The sequence below is a fragment of the Proteus sp. fly-1013 genome (assembly GCF_040140245.1).
GTDB lineage: Bacteria > Pseudomonadota > Gammaproteobacteria > Enterobacterales > Enterobacteriaceae > Proteus > Proteus mirabilis_B.
Genome location: NZ_JBEEWD010000013.1, coordinates 40,910 through 61,446 on the forward strand (window position 1 = coordinate 40,910; position 20,537 = coordinate 61,446).

A 20,537-nucleotide genomic window follows, 5' to 3' on the forward strand; every position below is an offset into this window, starting at 1 on the left:
ATTAAGCAAAGAAGTCGCGAATATGGCCAATAACAGTTTGTTGCTCTTCTTCTGTCATGTTGTAGAACATAGGTAAACGCACTAAACGCTCACTTTCTTGCGTTGTGAAAATATCTTCACCATCAAAGCGACCAAACTTCATTCCTGCTGGGCTGGTATGTAATGACACATAGTGGAATACTGTTAAAACGCCATGTTCTTTCATGTAGTCATTAAACGCGGTACGTTGCTCGATATCTTTCAGTTTGATATAGAACATATGCGCATTGTGTTCTAAACCTTCAGGAACGATTGGAAGCGCCAATAAGCCTTTTTCCGCTAATGGAGTCAATGCATCATAGTAAATCTGCCAAAATGCTAAACGGCGCTCATTAATTTTTTCAGCTTCTTCAAGTTGAGCCCATAAATAAGCCGCTTGTAAGTCTGACATTAAGTAGCTAGAACCAATATCACGCCAAGTATATTTATCTACCTGACCACGGAAAAATTGACTACGATTGGTACCTTTTTCACGGATAACTTCCGCGCGATTGATTAAATCAGGATCGTTAATTAACGTTGCACCACCCTCACCGCCTGATGAGTAGTTTTTAGTTTCATGGAAGCTATAGCAACCAATATGACCAATCGTGCCAAGAGCCTTACCCTTGTAAGTTGACATGACACCTTGTGCGGCATCTTCGATAACAAACAGATTATGTTTTTTCGCAATCGCCATAATCGTGTCCATTTCACACGCAACACCTGCATAATGAACGGGAACAATAGCGCGAGTTTTCTCTGTAATAGCCGCTTCAATTTTTGTTTCATCAATATTCATAGTATCTGGACGAATATCAACAAAAACAATCGTTGCGCCACGTAATACAAACGCATTAGAGGTCGAAACAAAGGTAAAACTTGGCATAATGACTTCATCGCCAGGCTTGATATCTAATAAGATAGCAGCCATTTCAAGCGATGCTGTACAAGATGGTGTTAACAGCGTTTTATGACAATGAAATTGTTCTTCTAACCACTTTTCACATTTCTTTGTGAAATTGCCATCACCACAGAGCTTGCCACTTTCCATAGCTTGTTTCATATATTCTAATTCTGTGCCGACAACCGGTGGTTTATTAAACGGAATCATATTATCCCCTGTATAACCAATAAGTGGTGCTCTCTATTAAGCCCCCACTGTGTGTGTATAAACGCGAAGCAGCAATATTGCTGATCTGTGTTGCAACATATAAGGTGGAAATACCTTGTTGTTGACACCAAAGCTTCGCGGCCGACATCAGTTGTTTACCAATGCCTTGTCCTATTCTGTTGGGCATTACCGCTAGTAATCCCACTCTTGCTTCACTTTCAGATAGACGGCGTAAAGTGACAAAACCACTTACATTATTTTCAGCATCATAAGTCAGTAAACAGATATCATCGAATGTGCCTAACACCGCTTTTTTAACCCATAACGCATAAAAACGACTGCTATCACCTTCTTGATACCAAGGTGTTCTAAAACGACTTTGTACAAAAACCTCTGAAGCCGTTGCCATCAATAAATCGATATCATCTTCATTGGCTTTTCTAAAACAATATTCAGTCGTTTTCTTACAAGCATTTTCTGTGCCAATTGAAAGTTTAAAATCAATTTCACCTTCCGCAAATTGAAAACCTAATTGGCTGAGTTTATCGATGAGAGAAAGCTCATGAGATGCGACTTTAGCTTGAACCACAGCAAAAGTGTCAAGCTGTTCGTCTGTTAATGCGGGCGCTTGTGTATCAAACTCAAGACGCCCTGTTTTGAGGGAGAAATACTCGCTTTCCCACCCAAGATAATTAATATTGGCGAGGACGGACATGTAATAAATCCAATAGATAGCGACCATAGCCTGTTTTAGACAGTGATTTTGCGCTTTCTCTTACTTGGTCATCACTGAGCCAACCATTACGCCAAGCAATCTCTTCAAGGCACGCCACTTTAAATCCTTGACGTTTTTCAACAGTTTGAACAAAGGTACTGGCTTCAATTAAACTATCGTGAGTTCCGGTATCTAACCACGCAAAACCACGCCCCAGTAGTTCAACGTTAAGCTCACCACATTCAAGATACATCTGATTAATCGACGTAATTTCTAATTCACCACGAATCGAAGGTTTAACTCGTTTGGCAAAATCAACCACTCGGTTATCGTAGAAATACAGCCCCGTGACAGCCCAATTAGATTTAGGTTGTTCTGGCTTTTCTTCAATCGATAACACTTTAAAATCATCGTCAAATTCAACAACACCAAATCGTTCAGGGTCCATAACTTGATAACCAAAGACTGTTGCACCGCGTTCACGTTGTGCAACTTGTTTCAGTTTTGGACTAAATCCTTGACCAAAATAGATATTATCGCCTAAAACTAAACAGCAATGATCATCACCAATAAATTCCTCACCCAAAATAAAGGCTTGGGCTAAGCCATCAGGAGATGGCTGAATTTTATATTGAAGATGAACACCAAACGCAGAACCATCACCCAGCAAGCGCTGAAATGAGGTCATGTCATCTGGTGTTGTAATGATCAAAATATCTCGAATACCAGCAAGCATCAGAACTGAAAGCGGATAATAGATCATGGGTTTATCATAGATAGGCAATAACTGCTTCGATACCCCTTTGGTTATCGGATGCAGTCGTGTACCCGAACCACCCGCTAAAATAATACCTTTCATCATTTATCCTTTTTTACTTAATCAGTTCCCAAGCCCTAGACGTTCACCTGCATAAGAGCCATCTAATACTCGTTTCCACCAAGTTTCGTTATTTAAATACCACAAAACCGTTTTACGAATACCAGACTCAAATGTCTCTTCTGGTTTCCAGCCTAATTCAGCTTCAATTTTAGCTGCATCAATCGCATAGCGCAGATCATGACCTGGTCTATCTTTCACATAAGTGATGAGATCGACATACTGAGCAACACCTTCTGGTTTTGCTGGATATAACTCTTCTAACAGCGCACAAATCGTTTTAACAACATCAATATTGCGGCGCTCATTGTGTCCACCAATATTGTAAGTTTTACCCGGTGTAGCTGTTGTTGCGACTAAATAGAGAGCACGAGCATGATCTTCAACATAGAGCCAATCACGGATCTGTTCACCTTTACCATAAACAGGTAATGGTTTTCCTGAAATCGCATTTAAGATAATTAATGGGATTAATTTTTCAGGAAAGTGGTAAGGGCCGTAGTTATTCGAGCAGTTCGTGATCACAGTTGGTAAACCGTAAGTACGCAACCAAGCACGAACTAAATGGTCGCTTGAAGCTTTAGAGGCAGAATATGGGCTACTTGGTGCATAAGGCGTAGTTTCAGTAAAGAAATCATCTGTACCTTCTAAATCGCCATACACTTCATCTGTTGAGATATGGTGGAAACGAAATGCTGTTTTCTTCTCTTCAGGTAGAACTTGCCAAAAGTGACGAGCCGCTTCCAATAAGGTGTAAGTACCCACAATATTGGTTTCAATAAATGCAGCAGGACCATCGATAGAACGGTCAACATGGCTTTCTGCCGCTAAGTGCATAACAACATCGGGCTGATATTGAGCAAATAAGCGATCAAGCTCAGCTCTATCACAGATATCGACTTGCTCAAAGGCATAGCGTTCACTGTCAGCAACAGTTGCTAATGACTCTAAATTACCGGCATAAGTCAGTTTATCCACCACAACAACGCTGTCATTGGTGTTATCAATAATATGTCGAACAACAGCAGAGCCGATAAAACCGGCTCCACCTGTAACTAGAATGCGTTTCAACGCCATACTCCTTTAGTATCTACAATCCATTTTTGAGTGACTTTACTACCAGGGATCGCTTTAAACTGTTGGTGATCAACTAACATTAAGACAATATCCGCGTCTTTCAATGCTTGTTCTGTTGATACTAATTCTGTGATCCCTTTCAGTTTTGTTGGTAACTCATGAATATTAGGTTCAACTGCGAATGTCGTACCACTGTGCCAGTCAGCGACTTGTTTAGTGATATTCATTGCTGGGCTTTCACGTAAGTCATCGATATTAGGCTTAAAGGCTAAACCAAAGCAGGCAATCTTAATTTCGTTTGCGCGTTTACCTGTTTCAGTAAGACAATCAGCAACAGCGGCTTTAACTTGATCGATAACCCACACTGGTTTGCCATCATTGACCAAACGCGCAGTGTGAATTAAACGAGATTGTTTTGGATTTTGTGACACGATAAACCAAGGGTCAACAGCGATACAATGGCCACCAACACCTGGGCCTGGCTGTAAAATATTGACGCGAGGATGGCGATTCGCCAAGCTAATTAGCTCCCACACATTAATATCTTGGTCAGCACAGATCAGTGATAATTCATTCGCAAACGCAATATTAACATCACGGAAGCTATTTTCAGTCAGCTTACACATTTCCGCGGTACGTGCATTAGTGATAACACATTCACCTTCAAGGAAAATTTTGTATAACTCGCTTGCACGCTCTGATGATTTACGATTCATACCACCCACAACACGGTCATTGCGGATAAGTTCAATCATCACTTGACCCGGTAATACACGCTCAGGGCAGTAAGCCACATCGATATCAGCATCTTCACCTTGTTGATGAGGGAAGGTTAAGTCTGGACGAGCTTCCGCTAACCACTCAGCCATTTTTTCAGTAGAGCCAACTGGTGAGGTTGATTCTAGAATAATAAGATCACCTTTTTTCAATACAGGTGCGATAGAGCGTGCGGCTGCTTCAACATAAGCCAAATCAGGCTCATGCTCACCTTTAAATGGTGTAGGTACAGCAATAAGGTAAGCATCTGCTGGCTGTGGCGTGGTATAGGCTTTTAAATGGCCCTCTTCAACCGCTTGTTTAACGACTTTATCAAGATCAGGCTCAACAATGTGAATTTGACCTTTATTAATCGTATCAACGGCATGTTGATTAACATCAACGCCGATGACGCTTTTTTTACGAGAGGCAAAAGCTGCCGCAGTAGGTAAACCAATGTAGCCGAGGCCGATAACAGAAATAGTTTCAAAACTCATAATGTCACCTGATTTTTTTTCAATGCTTCAAGAATACGTTGGCAGGCATGACCATCACCATAAGGGTTTGTCGCCTTACTCATTTGGTGATACGCGTTTTCGTCTGTCAATAAAGAGGTTACTTCGCTAACAATACGTTTAGTATCTGTTCCCACTAAGCGAACAGAGCCCGCTTCAACAGCTTCTGGGCGCTCCGTTGTGTCTCGCATTACAAGAACTGGCTTACCTAATGAAGGAGCTTCTTCTTGAATTCCTCCAGAATCGGTCAAAATAAGGTAAGCATGATTCATTAAATAAACGAATGGGAGATAATCTTGTGGCTGTATTAACTTAATATTATCAATACCATGAAGGATACGTTGAACTGGTTCACTCACATTCGGATTTAAGTGAACAGGATAGACAACTTCTACATCTGGATGTGCTAATGCAATTTCGGCTAAAGCTTGGCAGATACGTTCAAAACCACCACCAAAACTTTCTCGACGATGTCCTGTTACCAAGATCATTTTCTTGTCAGGTTGAATAAATGGATAGTTTACAGCAAGCTCATTTAAGAGTGTTTGATTGCCCATCACTCTGTCACTTACCCAAAACAACGCATCAATTACTGTATTTCCTGTGACAAAAATATTTTTATCCGCAACCGCTTCTCGTACCAAATTTAATTTTGCAGTTTCTGTTGGTGCGAAATGATACATTGCAAGATGCCCTGCAATAGTACGGTTTGCCTCTTCAGGCCAAGGGGAATAAAGGTTGCCAGTACGTAACCCAGCTTCCACATGACCAACAGGAATTCGTTGATAAAATGCGGCTAAACTTGCTGCCATGGTCGTTGTTGTATCACCATGTACCAAAACAACATCAGGTTGAAATGACGCTAATACCGGTTTTAACCCTTCTAAAATACGACAGGTAATATCCGTTAAATCTTGTCCTGGTTTCATAATATTGAGATCGTAATCTGGTTTGATCTCAAAAAGATTTAATACCTGATCAAGCATTTCTCGATGTTGGGCCGTAACACATACCTTCGCTTCAAACGAATCATCATTTGCTAAAGCGTGCACTAAAGGTGCCATTTTTATCGCTTCAGGGCGTGTGCCAAAAACAGTCAACACTTTCACAGTGGCTCTCTTTTTTTCATTGTTATATCGCTTATTTTTGGGAAAGCAATATGCCCTTATACTCAGTACATCAGGTGCCGAAACACCTGATGTCTCGTTATTGTCATCAATGACAAAATTTAATTATTATTATTTTTTTAATGAACTGCGTCTTACTAATGCAACACCTGCACCCGCTAAAACACCAATAGCGCCCCAAAGTACCATCATAAAGGCACGGCGAGGACTATCACGTTTCACAGGATCTTCAGGGGTACGTAGAAAACGGTAAGTTTGGAAGTTATCTTGTAATTTTGCGCCCACAGCAAGGGTCGCTAACATTGCCGTATTTTGATCGTAATCACTATCAAAATCAGCACCTGTTGCGACTAAAGTTTCTAGCTGTGATTGCAACAGAGGAACACCTAACAGAAACAGTTTAGAATCTGGTAACTCATCAATCGCAATCGATGTTTGTTTTTGAGAAATACCTTGTTTCTCAGCCACTTTGATTGATTGCTCTAATAAGTTAATTTGGCGTTGATACGCAGATTGAGCCGCCATTTCTTGACGTTTAACTAGCGCTTTCATTGATTGAGTTCTAGTTGCCCAAGCTGTTATCACTTCATCATTAAGATGGGTAGATGCTCTTTTATTAGCAAAAGCAATATACTCATTTAATAATTGGCTCGCTTCTTTTGATGTTTCCGCGATGAGTTTCAGTTGATCATTAACTAATTTTTTCTCATCAGCAGGCGTAAATTGAATATTGTTAATTAACTCATCCAATAACGCAGCATTAGCCTGTTCATCACTCTCTTTGCGCTGCTTGAAATAATCCGTTTGCAACCAAAACTCACGGCGTGTATCAAACGCTGCGATTTGAGTAATAAACTCTTGATAAGCTTCATCTGAAATAGTTAAAGCTGAGGTTTGTGCTGCTGGATTAATCTGTGTATCAAGATTGCGCAAGAACTGAGATTGCGAATAATAACTGCCTAAGTTATTAATCGTTGGTTTCTCTGTCATTGCGATTGCACTCCATTTAGGCTGCATCAAATAAGATGCACCGAGTGCAATCACTGCAAAAAGCAGAGCGAACCCTATAATCCAGCTTTTGCCTGACCAAAGTGCACAAAAAAGACCTCGAATATCGAGTTCATTATCTGGCTGTTCACCCTGTCGGGAGGCGTTATTTTCCGAGTTCATCACGTTAAAAAACCTCTGCTTATATTAATGCTGTTGTGTTGCTCTACGTAAGCGACGCTTATGTCGTTTAATAAAACGAGCGACTCGCCACGCGCGTTTAATGCAATAACCATACATAACAAATGCAAGCAAGAATAATGCCAACATAAACCATTCAGGGACAAATGATAGGTTTTGACCGATAATACCAATCGCTGCTAATAACGCTGCGGCCGCAGTGATTAAAATAAAGGCTTGGCGAGAAGTAAAACCTGCACGCATGATCAAATGGTGAATATGTTGACGGTCTGGAGAGAAAGGGCTCATCCCTTTACGTAAACGACGGTACATAATTGCCACCATATCCATAAGAGGAATAGCAATTATCCATAATGCAGTTACTGCTTTAACAGGACGAGGCTGAGTTTGTGTTGATGCGACCAATAGCCAAATAATAGTAAATCCAATCAGTGTACTTCCCGCATCACCCATAAAGACTTTGAACTTTTTACCGCAGACCCCTAAATTTAAAAGGATATAAGGTAAAATTGCCGCGATAAATGAGAAGCACCAGAATGCGAGAGCTGAATTACCACTTTGATATAATAAAATACCAAGCGCGCCAAAAGAGACACAAGAAAGACCACCTAATAACCCATCAATACCATCAACCATATTAAAGGCATTGATTGCTGCCCAAACAGCGAAAAGTGTAACAATATAGCCGAAAGGCCCTAAATGCATTTCCCAAGGACCAAAAGCATGACCCAGAGTATCGAGTTTTAACCCCGCCCCCACCATCATCACGATCCCAACAAAAGCTTGGATTGTTGCTCTAATTTTGACACTAATATCGAAGCGATCATCTAATGCGCCGATAAAAACAAGAAGCCCCGCACATGCCAGATACAATTCCTTATGAGGAATATAAATATCTGAAATATAAAATGCGAAAACAATACCAAAATAGACTGATATTCCCCCAACTAAAGGGATCAATCCATGATGTTTCTTACGATAATTCGGTTTATCCACGAGTCCAATTTTCTTTGCAATTTTACGAGCCAAGAATAAAAATGCGAAAGAAAATAAGAACACATAAAAAACGCTTGTGCTCATTTTTAGTATATCCACAGTACTGTTCTCTATAATAAATATAGCTGGTTATTTTACGCTTCCATGTGTTTTTATTCTTTTTTCCAGCTTCACCACGACGAGTTTATTCAAAACCCACCACCCTTCATCAATTATAAGTTTTCCTTAACTATTTTTATTGATGCCATCGCTATTTTTATCAATTACTAAAACATGCAATATATATACCAACATCTCGCTAAAATATTGCAATCTAAAATTAAATTACACCCATAAAAAAACAAAAAACGCCACAACTATTGTGGCGTTTTCATCATATCGTCATTCTTACAAAGTAAACGAGCTTAACAGCATATAAATTGAGGTGATATTACTTATTCTGTAACAGAGCACACTATTTTAATATTTTAATCCTATTCTCAGCTCAATCACTTTGTTAATACACTTTATGAACGTTTCATAAAGTCGAAGAATTCTTCATTTGTCTTAGTCATTGCTAACTTATTAATGAGGAATTCCATTGCGTCAATTTCACCCATTGGATGAATAATTTTACGCAAGATCCACATTTTTTGTAGCTCATCTTGAGACGTCAGTAACTCTTCTTTACGTGTACCAGAACGATTGTAATCAATCGCAGGGAAAACACGTTTTTCAGCAATTTTACGAGACAGGTGTAATTCCATATTACCTGTACCCTTAAATTCTTCGTAGATAACTTCGTCCATCTTAGAACCCGTATCGACTAATGCTGTTGCAATGATAGTCAAGCTACCACCTTCTTCAACATTACGAGCCGCACCAAAGAAACGTTTAGGACGATGTAATGCGTTTGCATCCACACCACCTGTTAACACTTTACCGGATGAAGGAACAACGGTGTTATAAGCACGCGCTAAACGTGTGATGGAGTCTAACAGGATGATAACGTCTTTTTTATGCTCAACTAAACGCTTCGCTTTTTCAATCACCATTTCTGCAACTTGTACGTGACGAGAAGCTGGTTCATCAAAGGTTGAAGCAATAACTTCACCTTTTACTAAGCGTTGCATTTCTGTCACTTCTTCTGGACGTTCATCAATCAGAAGTACCATTAATACGCAATCTGGGTAGTTATGAGCAATATTTGCTGCAATGTTTTGCAGCAACATGGTTTTACCTGCTTTTGGTGGAGCAACGATAAGACCACGTTGGCCACGACCAATTGGTGCAGCTAAGTCAAGAACACGCGCGGTTAAGTCTTCTGTTGAACCATTACCACGTTCCATGCGTAAACGATTATTAGCATGTAAAGGTGTTAAGTTTTCAAAGAGGATTTTACTGCGGGCATTTTCTGGTTTATCAAAGTTAACTTCATTAACTTTTAGGAGAGCAAAATAACGTTCACCTTCTTTAGGAGGACGAATTTTCCCTGCGATGGTGTCACCAGTGCGAAGGTTAAAACGGCGAATTTGACTTGGAGAAACGTAGATATCATCGGGACCAGCAAGGTAGGAACTGTCTGCGGAACGTAGGAAGCCGAAGCCATCCTGCAATATTTCCAGCACACCGTCACCGAAAATATCTTCTCCACTTTTCGCGTGTTGCTTCAAGATAGAGAAAATAATGTCTTGCTTTCTCATTCGAGCCAGATTCTCTAGCCCCATATTTTCGCCAAGTGCTATCAGTTCTGATACCGGCGTATTTTTTAATTCGGTAAGATTCATAATGGTGGGTTCTTAATAACTCGGGGTAACTCTCGAACTATGAACGTGAATAGTATAACAGCGAATCGCTGTCAGTTTCGTCATGTGTAAAATTACAGATTATAACTTTCTAACATAAGGGTATAACTAAAATGATAATGTTAGAGAGTGTTAATACTATTAGACCAGTCTGCTTTACCCCAGGGAAGTGACATTCATTTTCGCGATGCATGAGTGTACTTTCAACTTATGGGTTAGGAACATATTTTGGAAAAATTTATATCCCTTGAATACTATAGATTATTCTAAGGCAACTTGACTGGTTAGATGAATTCAGATTACTTATATTAAATATCATATTAGATTAAATATCATATCATGTTATTCAATTCTATTACTTTGTACGCTTGATATTCAATATCTCAGACTTATTTAATCGTGTCTAATCATATTGACAAGTAGAACCGATATATTATGTAAGTAAGTGGCGCTAACTTATCATGCTTCGAAGCGGACGTCTAGCGGTCAATAACAGAAATACTGACAAGGTCTAAACGTCCTACTTTATTTTTGATATCTAAATCAAATTAGATATTTTCGTCTAAAAACTCTTTCAGTTGAGTTTTTGACAATGCACCTACTTTAGTTGCAGCAACTGCACCGTTTTTGAATAAAATCAGTGTAGGAATGCCACGAATACCGTATTTTGGTGCTGTCAGCGGGTTTTGATCGATGTTTAGCTTCGCAACTGTTAATTTACCAGCGTATTCTGTTGCAACTTCATCTAGAATAGGAGCAATCATTTTACATGGGCCACACCATTCAGCCCAGAAATCAACGAGCACAGGGCCGGTTGCATTTAATACATCAGCATCGAATTTGCTGTCAGATAAGTGAAGGATTTTATCGCTCATTGTTCTACTCCAAAGAATAATATTGACCGTACCAGTGTAACATTAAATAACAAAAGTCTGTCTGCATTTCAGCGGATAAACTTTTGTAATGCAACCCATAACTGATATTCTATTACATTATGAGCAAAACATATTTGACAGAAAAGAAGTTTTCCGACTTCGCCTTGCATCCAAAAGTGATAGAAGCCCTTGAGAAAAAAGGGTTCTCTAATTGTACACAAATTCAGGCATTGACGTTACCTATCACTGTGAAAGGTCAAGACATTGCCGGGCAAGCCCAAACAGGAACAGGCAAAACGTTGGCGTTTTTAACTTCAACGTTTCATTATCTTTTAACGCACCCTGCTAAAGAAGGGCATGAAACTAATCAACCTCGTGCACTTATTATGGCGCCAACACGCGAATTAGCCGTACAGATTTATTCTGATGCTAAAGAGCTTGCGCAAAACACAGGGATTAAAATGGGTCTCGCCTACGGTGGCGACGGCTATGACGAACAACTCAAAGTATTAAGCAATGGTGTCGATATCGTTATTGGCACAACAGGTCGTTTAATTGACTATGTTAAGCAAGGTCATATTAACCTTAGCGCAATCCAAGTAGTGGTACTTGATGAAGCTGACAGAATGTACGATCTCGGCTTTATTAAAGATATTCGTTGGATTTTCCGTCGTATGCCAATTGCGGCTGAGCGTATGAATATGCTGTTCTCTGCAACGCTTTCTTACCGCGTAAGAGAACTGGCTTTTGAGCAAATGAATAACCCTGAGTATGTTGAAGTAGAACCTGAGCAAAAAACAGGTTTTAGCATAAAAGAAGAACTCTTTTATCCTTCAAATGAAGAGAAAATGCGTCTTCTTCAAACATTAATTGAAGAAGAATGGCCAGATCGCTGTATCATTTTCGCCAATACAAAACATCGTTGTGACGATATTTGGGCGCACCTTGCTGCAGATGGACACCGCGTTGGTTTATTAACCGGTGATGTTCCTCAGAAAAAACGCCTACGCATTTTAGAAGATTTTACCCAAGGTAATATTGATATTCTGGTTGCTACTGACGTTGCCGCTAGAGGTCTTCATATTCCATCAGTGACACATGTTTTTAACTATGATTTACCTGATGATTGTGAAGATTATGTTCACCGTATTGGTAGAACAGGACGCGCTGGAAATAGTGGTAACTCAATCAGCCTTGCATGTGAAGAATATGCACTGAATTTACCTGCAATTGAAACCTATATTCAACATGCTATTCCTGTGAGTAAATATAATAGTGATGCGTTATTAGCTGATCTTCCTGAGCCTAAACGCCGTCACCGTCCTCGCCAAGGTCAGCCTCGTCGCAACAATGCGCCGGCGCGAAATAATAGAGGAAATAATACTCAACGTAACAACCGAAATAAACGCCCGAGTCATCCATAAATTATGCTGAAATCCTCATCACTTTATGCTGCTATTGATTTAGGTTCTAACAGTTTTCATATGTTAGTCGTTCGAGAAATCGCGGGCTCTATACAAGTCCTTTCCCGCGTGAAACGTAAAGTTCGACTCGCTGCTGGCCTAAACAGTGAAAATGAATTGTCAGAGCAGGCAATGGAACGCGGTTGGCAATGTTTACGACTTTTTTCTGAATATCTACGTGATATTCCGGCTGAACAAATCAGAGTCGTAGCAACAGCCACATTACGTATTGCTAAAAATGCAGATATTTTTGTCGCAAAAGCGTCTGAAATATTGGGCAATACTGTTCATGTTATTAGTGGTGAGGAAGAAGCACGCCTTATCTATCGTGGCGTTGCACATACCACTGGTGGTGCAGAGCAACGTTTAGTCGTCGATATTGGTGGTGGTAGCACAGAACTGGTTACAGGTACTGGCGCTAAAACGACGCAATTAATGAGCTTAAGTATGGGCTGTGTAACTTGGTTAGAGCGCTATTTTACTGACCGCTCTTTAACTCAAGAAAATTTTGCTAAAGCACAAGACGCAGCCAAAGCAATACTCGCCCCAGTGGCAGATAAATTAATTGAGCAAGGCTGGCAAGTGTGTGTAGGTGCCTCTGGTACTGTACAAGCGTTACAAGAGATCATGATTGCCCAAGGTATGGATGAATTAATCACCTTACCTAAGCTTGAGCGACTCAAACACAAAGCCATTGAGTGTGGGAAACTAGAAGAACTGGAAATTGAAGGGCTTACTTTTGAACGAGCCTTAGTGTTTCCAAGTGGGCTTGCTATCTTAATCGCCATATTTGAAACACTACATATCGATAATATGATCTTAGCAGGTGGTGCATTACGAGAAGGCTTAGTCTATGGAATGTTGCATCTTCCTATTGAGCAAGATATCCGCCAACGTACTCTTCGTAATGTCCAACGTCGGTTTCAGATTGATATTGAGCAAGCACATAGAGTTCAACAACTTGCAGAACACTTTTTTATTCAAGTCAGCAAAAGTTGGCAGTTAGATAATCGGTGCCGTGAATTGCTTAACAGCGCCAGCGCATTACATGAAATTGGACTAAGTGTCGATTTCCGTCAAGCGCCTTCACATGCAAGCTATCTGATCTCTCATCTTGATTTACCGGGATACACACCTGCGCAACGACGTTTATTGGCTTCTTTGCTAAAAAACCAAACAGGGATCATCGATCTTGCACCCCTTAATCATCAAAATGCACTACCGATAACTCAAGCCAATCGACTAGTGCGTTTACTGCGATTAGCCATCATTTTTGCTAGCCGTCGCCGTGATGATACTCTCCCTGCTTTACGATTACGCACTGAAGATGAGAAACTCATTATTACGCTGCCATATCAATGGCTTAATGAGCATCCATTGCGGGCTGAAAATCTCCAAGAAGAGATCCAACTTCAGAGCTATGTCCATTGGTCTTTAATGATTGAAGAACAAAATAGCTCTCGTATAAGTTAATTTTTTACTTATACAAAAATAAAAACCCCTTGAACATCAATATGCCAAGGGGTTAATTTTATTAACCAAGTCTTATATTATTCAGGTTTGTGTCTTGCCAGCATAGCCCTTAATCCCGCAACACCTTTTTGCCCTTTCTCTTGTTTTTCTTCGGCACTTAACACTTTCTTTTTATTAGTATCCCAATTTAAATCATCTTGAGGCAATTCATAAAGAAAACGGCTTGGATCAGGTTTGATTAATTCGCCATATTGACGCCTTTCTTTACATAACGTAAAAGTAAGTGTTTTTTGTGCTCGAGTAATTCCCACATAAGCAAGACGTCTTTCTTCTTCTACATTATCTTCATCAATACTACTTTGGTGTGGCAATATGCCCTCTTCCATTCCTACTAAAAATACATGAGGAAACTCAAGACCTTTAGAGGCATGTAATGTCATTAACTGAACTTGATCTAACTCTTCTTCTGTCTCTCCTCGCTCCATCATATCGCGCAAGGTAAAGCGGTTAACGACTTGAGAAAGCGTCATAGGTTCATGTAATTCATCACCTTCAAGCATCTCACTCATCCATAAAAACAGCTGATTAATATTTTTCATTCTCATTTCAGCAGCTTTTGCGCTACTTGAGGTTTCATATAACCAACTTTCATAATCCATTTCATGCAATAAATCACGTACAGCTAACAGTGGCTCTCGTTCTGATTTTTGCACTATACGTGACATCCATTGAGAGAATGCTTGTAATGAATTTAAGCCTCGTCCCGTTAATGTTTGACCTAATCCCAAATCAAAACAGGCATTGTATAAACTTTTATCTCGAACTTTTGCCCACTCACCTAATTTTTGAATTGTCATAGGCCCAATTTCACGACGAGGTTTATTCACGATACGTAAAAATGCCGCATCATCATCAGGATTGGTAATTACTCGTAAATAGGCAAGAATATCTTTTATCTCTTCACGTGAGAAAAAAGAGGTTTCACCCGAAATACGATAAGGAATGCGATTTTGCATCAAGTATTTTTCAAAAATACGAGACTGATGATTACCACGATAAAGGATCGCATAATCCTTATAATTGGTTTTATTAATAAAGTGATGAGCAATTAATTCGCCAGCGACACGCTCCGCTTCATGCTCTTCATTATTAGCCGTTAAAACCCGCAGTTCATCACCATAACCTAATTCTGAAAATAACCGTTTTTCAAAAACATGGGGATTATTTTCAATCAAGATATTCGCTGATTTTAGAATACGCCCAGAAGAGCGATAATTTTGCTCAAGCTTAATCACATTAAGTTGTGGAAAATCTTTTTGTAATAGCACTAAATTTTGAGGGCGAGCACCACGCCATGAATAGATTGATTGGTCATCATCGCCTACAACCGTAAAACGAGCTCTTTCACCAACCAGCCATTTGACTAATTCATATTGGCTTGTATTTGTATCTTGATATTCATCCACCAGCAAATAACGAATACGTCTTTGCCAGCGCTCTCTGACTTCTTCATTTGTGCGCAATAACAAGGTTGGGCGGCTAATTAAGTCATCAAAGTCGAGCACATTACAACTACGCAGATGTTGCTCGTAACGTCGAAAGCATTCGGCAAACGTATGATCTTGTTGCGATCTCGCCATTCCTATTGCTTGCTCTGGCGTAAGCATGTCATTTTTCCAGTTAGAGATTTGGCTCTTTAACTGAGAAAGTAAATCTTTATCTTCTTCTAATAAATCAGCCGTTAATTCTTTAAGTAATGCAGATTGGTCTTGATCATCAAACAGTGAAAATTTAGCTTTAATTCCTAACGCTTTATATTCGCGTTTAATAATTTCTAATCCCAATGTATGAAACGTTGAGATCATTAATCCCTTCGCTTCTTGACGCCCTAAAGTTTGAGCGACACGCTCTTTCATTTCACGCGCGGCTTTATTGGTAAACGTCACTGCCGCAATTTGCTTTGCTGGATATTGGCATTGACGAATAAGGTGTGCAATTTTATTGGTAATAACCCGAGTTTTACCCGATCCCGCACCCGCCAAGACCAAACAAGGGCCCGACACATATTCCACTGCTTTTTGTTGACCAGGATTTAATCGCATACTTTTTCCAAACTTCATTAACCAAGAACATAACGGGGGATAATTGTAGCAGAAAGCGATCAAAGTCTTGAGTATTCCCTCTTTCAATTTTTTCACACTATAAAAACAAAAAACCGCACTCCATTTAGAAATACGGTTTTCGAAAAAATTCAATCTTCACTTTTCACTTATTTTTCTAAGCTATTTGCGTGAGAAGAAGGCGGCAAAAGAGGTTATCCCAAGGAGCATACATAAGTATGTGACTTGGGTAACCGAGTGTAGCCAACGCACTTATCGCGTAAAGAGCGACGAAAAATCAGTCGGTATGTGACTTGGGTAACCGAGTATAGCCAACGCACTTATCGCGTAAAGAGCGACGAAAAATTAGTTGGCAACAGCAATCTTCTTCATATCCGTCATATACCCACGCAACGTTTTACCTACGGCTTCAATTGGGTGCTGACGAATTGCTTCATTAATATCACGTAATTGTGCGTTATCTGTTCCATTATCTTGAACTTTCTTCGCTAAATCGCCAGCTTGCAATGTTGTCATAAACTCTTTCAGCATAGGAACAACAGCGAATGAGAACAAATAGTTACCATATTCTGCGGTATCAGAAATAACTACGTTCATTTCATATAAACGCTTACGAGCAATGGTATTCGCGATTAATGGCAGCTCATGCAGTGATTCATAATAAGCTGACTCTGCAAAGATCCCTGCTTCAATCATGGTATCAAAAGCTAATTCAACGCCAGCTTTAACCATTGCAACCATTAACACACCGTGATCAAAGTACTCTTGCTCACTGATTTTACCCTCATATTCAGGATAATTTTCAAATGCGCTTGCTCCGGTCTCTTCACGCCATGTCAGCAAGTTTTTATCATCATTTGCCCAATCAGCCATCATTGTTTCAGAGAATTTACCTGAAATGATATCGTCCATGTGTTTTGCAAACAGTGGAGCCATGATCTCTTTCAGTTGCTCTGATAATGCATAAGCACGCATTTTTGCAGGGTTAGATAATCTATCCATCATCAAGGTGATGCCACCTTGTTTCAGTGCTTCTGTAATCGTTTCCCAACCAAATTGGAGCAACTTACCTGCATAGCCTGGCTCAACACCATCAGCAACCATCTTGTCGTAACATAACAGCGAGCCAGCTTGTAACATACCGCACAGAATAGTTTGCTCACCCATTAAGTCTGATTTTACTTCAGCAACGAAAGATGACTCTAAAACACCCGCACGATGACCACCTGTTGCAGCAGCCCATGCTTTCGCAATGGCCATACCTTCGCCTTTTGCATCATTTTCAGGGTGAACTGCAATCAGTGTTGGAACACCAAAACCACGCTTATATTCTTCACGAACTTCGGTACCCGGACATTTTGGTGCAACCATAACAACGGTGATGTCATCACGAATTTTTTCGCCAACTTCAACGATATTAAAACCATGAGAGTAACCTAATGCTGCACCTGATTTCATCAATGGTTGAACAGCTTGAACAACAGCGGAGTGTTGTTTGTCTGGCGTTAAGTTAACAACTAAATCTGCTTGAGGGATCAACGCTTCATAAGTTCCAACCTCAAAACCGTTTTCGGTTGCACGACGCCATGATGCACGTTTTTCATCAATTGCTTCTTGGCGTAAGGCATACGCGATATTCAAACCTGAATCACGCATATTTAAACCTTGGTTAAGACCTTGAGCGCCACAACCAACAATAACGACTTTTTTGCCTTTCAGGTAATTTGCTTCATCAGCAAATTCTTCACGTGACATAAAGCGACATTTACCTAATTGCGACAACTGCTGACGCAGATTCAATGTATTAAAATAATTTGTCATAGAAGACTCCAAAATCGTTGTGTATGTGTTTGCTATTATTGTCCTCACTCTCCGTGAGGTGTTGCATGACTTTACTATATGGGATGAAAGCCATTGCTTAAATTGATATATTTACAAGATAGTGTTGCAAAAAATGCAACGTTCTTTTTTATCACCTAAGGTGGCTGACAATGGATATTCGTGATCTCAAACTCTTCCTGCATTTAGCTGAAAGTTGTCACTTCACCAAGACCGCACAAGCGATGCACGTCAGCCCTTCTACGCTCTCTCGTCAAATTCAACGTCTTGAAGAAAGCTTAGGCCATCCCCTGTTTTTACGTGATAACCGACAGGTGACTCTCACCGATGCGGGCGAACAGCTAAAACGCTATGCTCAACAAACCTTATTGCAATATAAGCAACTTAAGCACACGTTAAATCAAAATAGCCCCAGCCTTTCTGGCGAACTGCGTCTGTTTTGTTCTGTAACAGCGGCTTACAGCCATTTGCCACCTATTCTTGACCGCTTTCGTGCAGAAAATCCATTAGTTGAAATAAAGCTCACCACAGGAGATGCGGCTGATGCGGTCGATAAAGTGCAATCTGATGAAGCTGATTTAGGTATTGCAGGAAAACCTGAAAAACTTCCTGAAAATATCTGTTTTGAAAAAATAGGCGAAATTCCATTAGTACTGATTGCGCCCGCACTGCCGTGCAATGTTCGCCATCTTGCAACACAAGAGAAACCTGATTGGCTCAATATTCCATTTATCATTCCTGAACATGGCCCATCGCGACAACGAATTGCGTTATGGTTTAAACGCCACCGTATCCATAATCCTTTAATTTATGCGACTGTTTCAGGGCATGAAGCGATCGTCTCAATGGTTGCGTTAGGTTGTGGTATTGCACTTATCCCACAAGTTGTCGTTGATAACTGCCCTGAGCCCGTTCGTAATCGCATCTCTTCATTGGATAATATTTCAATGGTAGAACCTTTCGAATTAGGCGTTTGTGGATTACACAAACGCCTTCAAGAGCCTGTGATTAGTGCTTTTTGGCGATTACTCCACGACTAAGTTTGCCGTTTGTGGTGACAGGAATAGCTGAAAAGAAGGATTTCCTGTCTCATCATGATATTCATAGCCTAATGCATCTAAATGCCGCTCGAAACGTCCTTCTGTTTCGGGTAGTTCAAATGCCACCAGCACACGCCCATAATCGGTACCATGACTACGATAGTGGAATAACGTGATATTCCAATAAGTCCCTAATGTTTTTAAAAACTTCATTAAAGCGCCCGGTGATTCAGGAAACTCAAAACTAAATAAACGCTCTTTAAGCGGTTTATTAGGACGACCACCGACCATATAACGCACATGAAGTTTTGCCATTTCATCATCAGACAAATCAGCCACTTGATAACCAGCAGTCGTAAGTTCACGCAAAATTTCTTTGCGCTCTGCAAGTCCTTGGCTTAAACGAACACCAACAAAAATACGTGCATTTTCAGGATCAGCATCGCTATAACGATAATTAAATTCCGTGACAACTCGTTGTCCTAAAATTTGACAGAAACGTAAAAAACTACCCTTTTGTTCAGGGATCGTCACAGCAAGTAATGCTTCGCGTTTTTCGCCTAATTCACAGCGTTCAGAGACATAACGTAGTCCATGGAAATTCACATTCGCACCAGAAAGCACATGCGCTAGACGCTCACCTTTGATCTGGTGCTTTTCAACGTATTTTTTAAGCCCAGCCAATGCCAACGCGCCTGAAGGCTCTGCAATTGCACGCACATCTTCAAATAAATCTTTTACTGCGGCACAAATTTCATCACTATCAACAGTAATGACATCATCAACATATTTTTGGCATAAACGAAAAGTTTCATCACCAATACGCTTAACGGCAACACCTTCTGCAAATAAGCCTACTCGAGCTAATTCAACAGGGTGTCCTGCCTCTAATGCGGCTTTTAAACATGCGGCATCTTCTGCTTCAACGCCGATAACCTTAATTTCTGGCATAAGCTGTTTGATTAATACCGCCACCCCAGCAATTAAACCACCACCACCAACCGGTACGAAAATACGGTCAAGATGAACATCTTGTTGTAAGAGTTCCATTGCCAGTGTTGCCTGCCCTGCAATGACAGCAGGATGATCAAAAGGTGGAACAAAGGTGTATCCCATCTCTTCAGACAGCGCGATAGCTTTCGCTTTTGCTTCATCAAAGTTGGCACCATAAAGCAAAGCTTCTCCACCAAATTGGCGAACAGCATCGACTTTAATATCCGCCGTTGCCACTGGCATCACAATTAATGCCTTTACACCCATTCGATTCGCTGACAGCGCAACACCTTGAGCGTGGTTACCCGCAGAAGCTGTCACAACACCTTTCTCTTTTTGCTCAGGAGTCAGCCCTGCAATCATGGTGTAAGCACCACGTAATTTAAAGCTATGAACAGGCTGTCTGTCTTCACGCTTAACTAAAATTGTATTTTCTAAACGCTCAGAGATTTTTATCATCTCTTGGAGCGGGGTGACTATTGCGGCTTCATAAACCGGCGCACTCAGCGCCGCTTTTAAATATTCAGCGCTACTTGGCGCTGAATTTAAAGGTCTAAAGGCAGCCAT

16 protein-coding genes are annotated in these 20,537 nt (G+C 40.4%); 3 read left to right on the forward strand and 13 right to left on the reverse strand.

Annotation, left to right across the window (positions count from 1 at the left end):
- Position 1: 1 nt before the first annotated feature.
- The 10 genes from rffA to trxA all read right to left on the reverse strand — a co-directional run bounded on the left by rffA (position 2) and on the right by trxA (position 11,042).
- Complete coding sequence (rffA, locus tag ABN236_RS18495) at positions 2–1,132, reverse strand: dTDP-4-amino-4,6-dideoxygalactose transaminase (RefSeq protein ID WP_088494034.1); 1,131 nt, start codon at positions 1,130–1,132, stop codon at positions 2–4.
- A gap of 1 nt (position 1,133) precedes the next feature.
- Entirely contained in the window at positions 1,134–1,847 is a 714-nt protein-coding gene (rffC, locus tag ABN236_RS18500; protein WP_349474641.1) for a dTDP-4-amino-4,6-dideoxy-D-galactose acyltransferase, read from the reverse strand.
- Complete coding sequence (gene rfbA / locus ABN236_RS18505) at positions 1,825–2,706, reverse strand: glucose-1-phosphate thymidylyltransferase RfbA (protein WP_075674228.1); 882 nt, start codon at positions 2,704–2,706, stop codon at positions 1,825–1,827. Before rfbA ends, rffC begins: the two co-directional genes overlap by 23 nt.
- A gap of 21 nt (positions 2,707–2,727) precedes the next feature.
- The gene (gene rffG / locus ABN236_RS18510; protein ID WP_098944023.1) at positions 2,728–3,795 is read right to left on the reverse strand and encodes a dTDP-glucose 4,6-dehydratase; all 1,068 of its coding nucleotides are present in this window, start codon (positions 3,793–3,795) and stop codon (positions 2,728–2,730) included.
- A complete protein-coding gene (wecC, locus tag ABN236_RS18515; RefSeq protein ID WP_098941404.1) occupies positions 3,792–5,054 on the reverse strand; it encodes a UDP-N-acetyl-D-mannosamine dehydrogenase in 1,263 nt (420 codons plus the stop codon). Before wecC ends, rffG begins: the two co-directional genes overlap by 4 nt.
- Positions 5,051–6,181: a non-hydrolyzing UDP-N-acetylglucosamine 2-epimerase gene (wecB, locus tag ABN236_RS18520; protein ID WP_069369918.1), complete on the reverse strand. Its 1,131-nt coding sequence runs from the start codon at positions 6,179–6,181 to the stop codon at positions 5,051–5,053. The genes wecC and wecB overlap by 4 nt, the downstream gene beginning before the upstream one ends.
- Positions 6,182–6,310: 129 nt before the next feature.
- Positions 6,311–7,369 carry an ECA polysaccharide chain length modulation protein gene (wzzE, locus tag ABN236_RS18525; RefSeq protein WP_102949429.1) on the reverse strand — a complete coding sequence of 353 codons (1,059 nt, stop codon included), beginning with the start codon at positions 7,367–7,369 and terminating at the stop codon, positions 6,311–6,313.
- 24 nt (positions 7,370–7,393) lie between these two features.
- Positions 7,394–8,482 carry a UDP-N-acetylglucosamine--undecaprenyl-phosphate N-acetylglucosaminephosphotransferase gene (gene wecA / locus ABN236_RS18530; RefSeq protein ID WP_088494039.1) on the reverse strand — a complete coding sequence of 363 codons (1,089 nt, stop codon included), beginning with the start codon at positions 8,480–8,482 and terminating at the stop codon, positions 7,394–7,396.
- Between the two features lie 407 nt (positions 8,483–8,889).
- A complete protein-coding gene (gene rho, locus ABN236_RS18535; protein ID WP_023583649.1) occupies positions 8,890–10,149 on the reverse strand; it encodes a transcription termination factor Rho in 1,260 nt (419 codons plus the stop codon).
- 566 nt (positions 10,150–10,715) lie between these two features.
- Positions 10,716–11,042 carry a thioredoxin TrxA gene (gene trxA / locus ABN236_RS18540; protein WP_006535838.1) on the reverse strand — a complete coding sequence of 109 codons (327 nt, stop codon included), beginning with the start codon at positions 11,040–11,042 and terminating at the stop codon, positions 10,716–10,718.
- A 119-nt stretch (positions 11,043–11,161) separates the two neighbouring features.
- On the opposite strand from trxA, the gene rhlB reads away from it, so the two are divergent.
- Together rhlB and gppA are read left to right on the forward strand one after the other, a co-directional pair.
- Complete coding sequence (rhlB, locus tag ABN236_RS18545; protein ID WP_088494040.1) at positions 11,162–12,466, forward strand: ATP-dependent RNA helicase RhlB; 1,305 nt, start codon at positions 11,162–11,164, stop codon at positions 12,464–12,466.
- Positions 12,467–12,469: 3 nt separating this feature from the next.
- A complete protein-coding gene (gppA, locus tag ABN236_RS18550) occupies positions 12,470–13,978 on the forward strand; it encodes a guanosine-5'-triphosphate,3'-diphosphate diphosphatase (RefSeq protein ID WP_270756056.1) in 1,509 nt (502 codons plus the stop codon).
- A 77-nt stretch (positions 13,979–14,055) separates the two neighbouring features.
- Here gppA and rep read toward each other — a convergent pair whose 3' ends face one another.
- Positions 14,056–16,080, reverse strand: coding sequence for a DNA helicase Rep (rep, locus tag ABN236_RS18555; RefSeq protein WP_088494042.1), 2,025 nt, complete (start codon positions 16,078–16,080; stop codon positions 14,056–14,058).
- Positions 16,081–16,443: 363 nt separating this feature from the next.
- Positions 16,444–17,919 carry a ketol-acid reductoisomerase gene (ilvC, locus tag ABN236_RS18560; protein ID WP_194951616.1) on the reverse strand — a complete coding sequence of 492 codons (1,476 nt, stop codon included), beginning with the start codon at positions 17,917–17,919 and terminating at the stop codon, positions 16,444–16,446.
- 170 nt (positions 17,920–18,089) lie between these two features.
- Between ilvC and ilvY the strand changes: the two genes are divergently transcribed.
- Entirely contained in the window at positions 18,090–18,977 is an 888-nt protein-coding gene (ilvY, locus tag ABN236_RS18565; protein WP_075674047.1) for an HTH-type transcriptional activator IlvY, read from the forward strand.
- Here the strand turns inward: ilvY and ilvA are convergent.
- Positions 18,963–20,537 (reverse strand): threonine ammonia-lyase, biosynthetic, encoded by a 1,575-nt coding sequence (gene ilvA / locus ABN236_RS18570; protein WP_088494044.1) that lies wholly within the window; start codon positions 20,535–20,537, stop codon positions 18,963–18,965. The genes ilvY and ilvA overlap by 15 nt on opposite strands.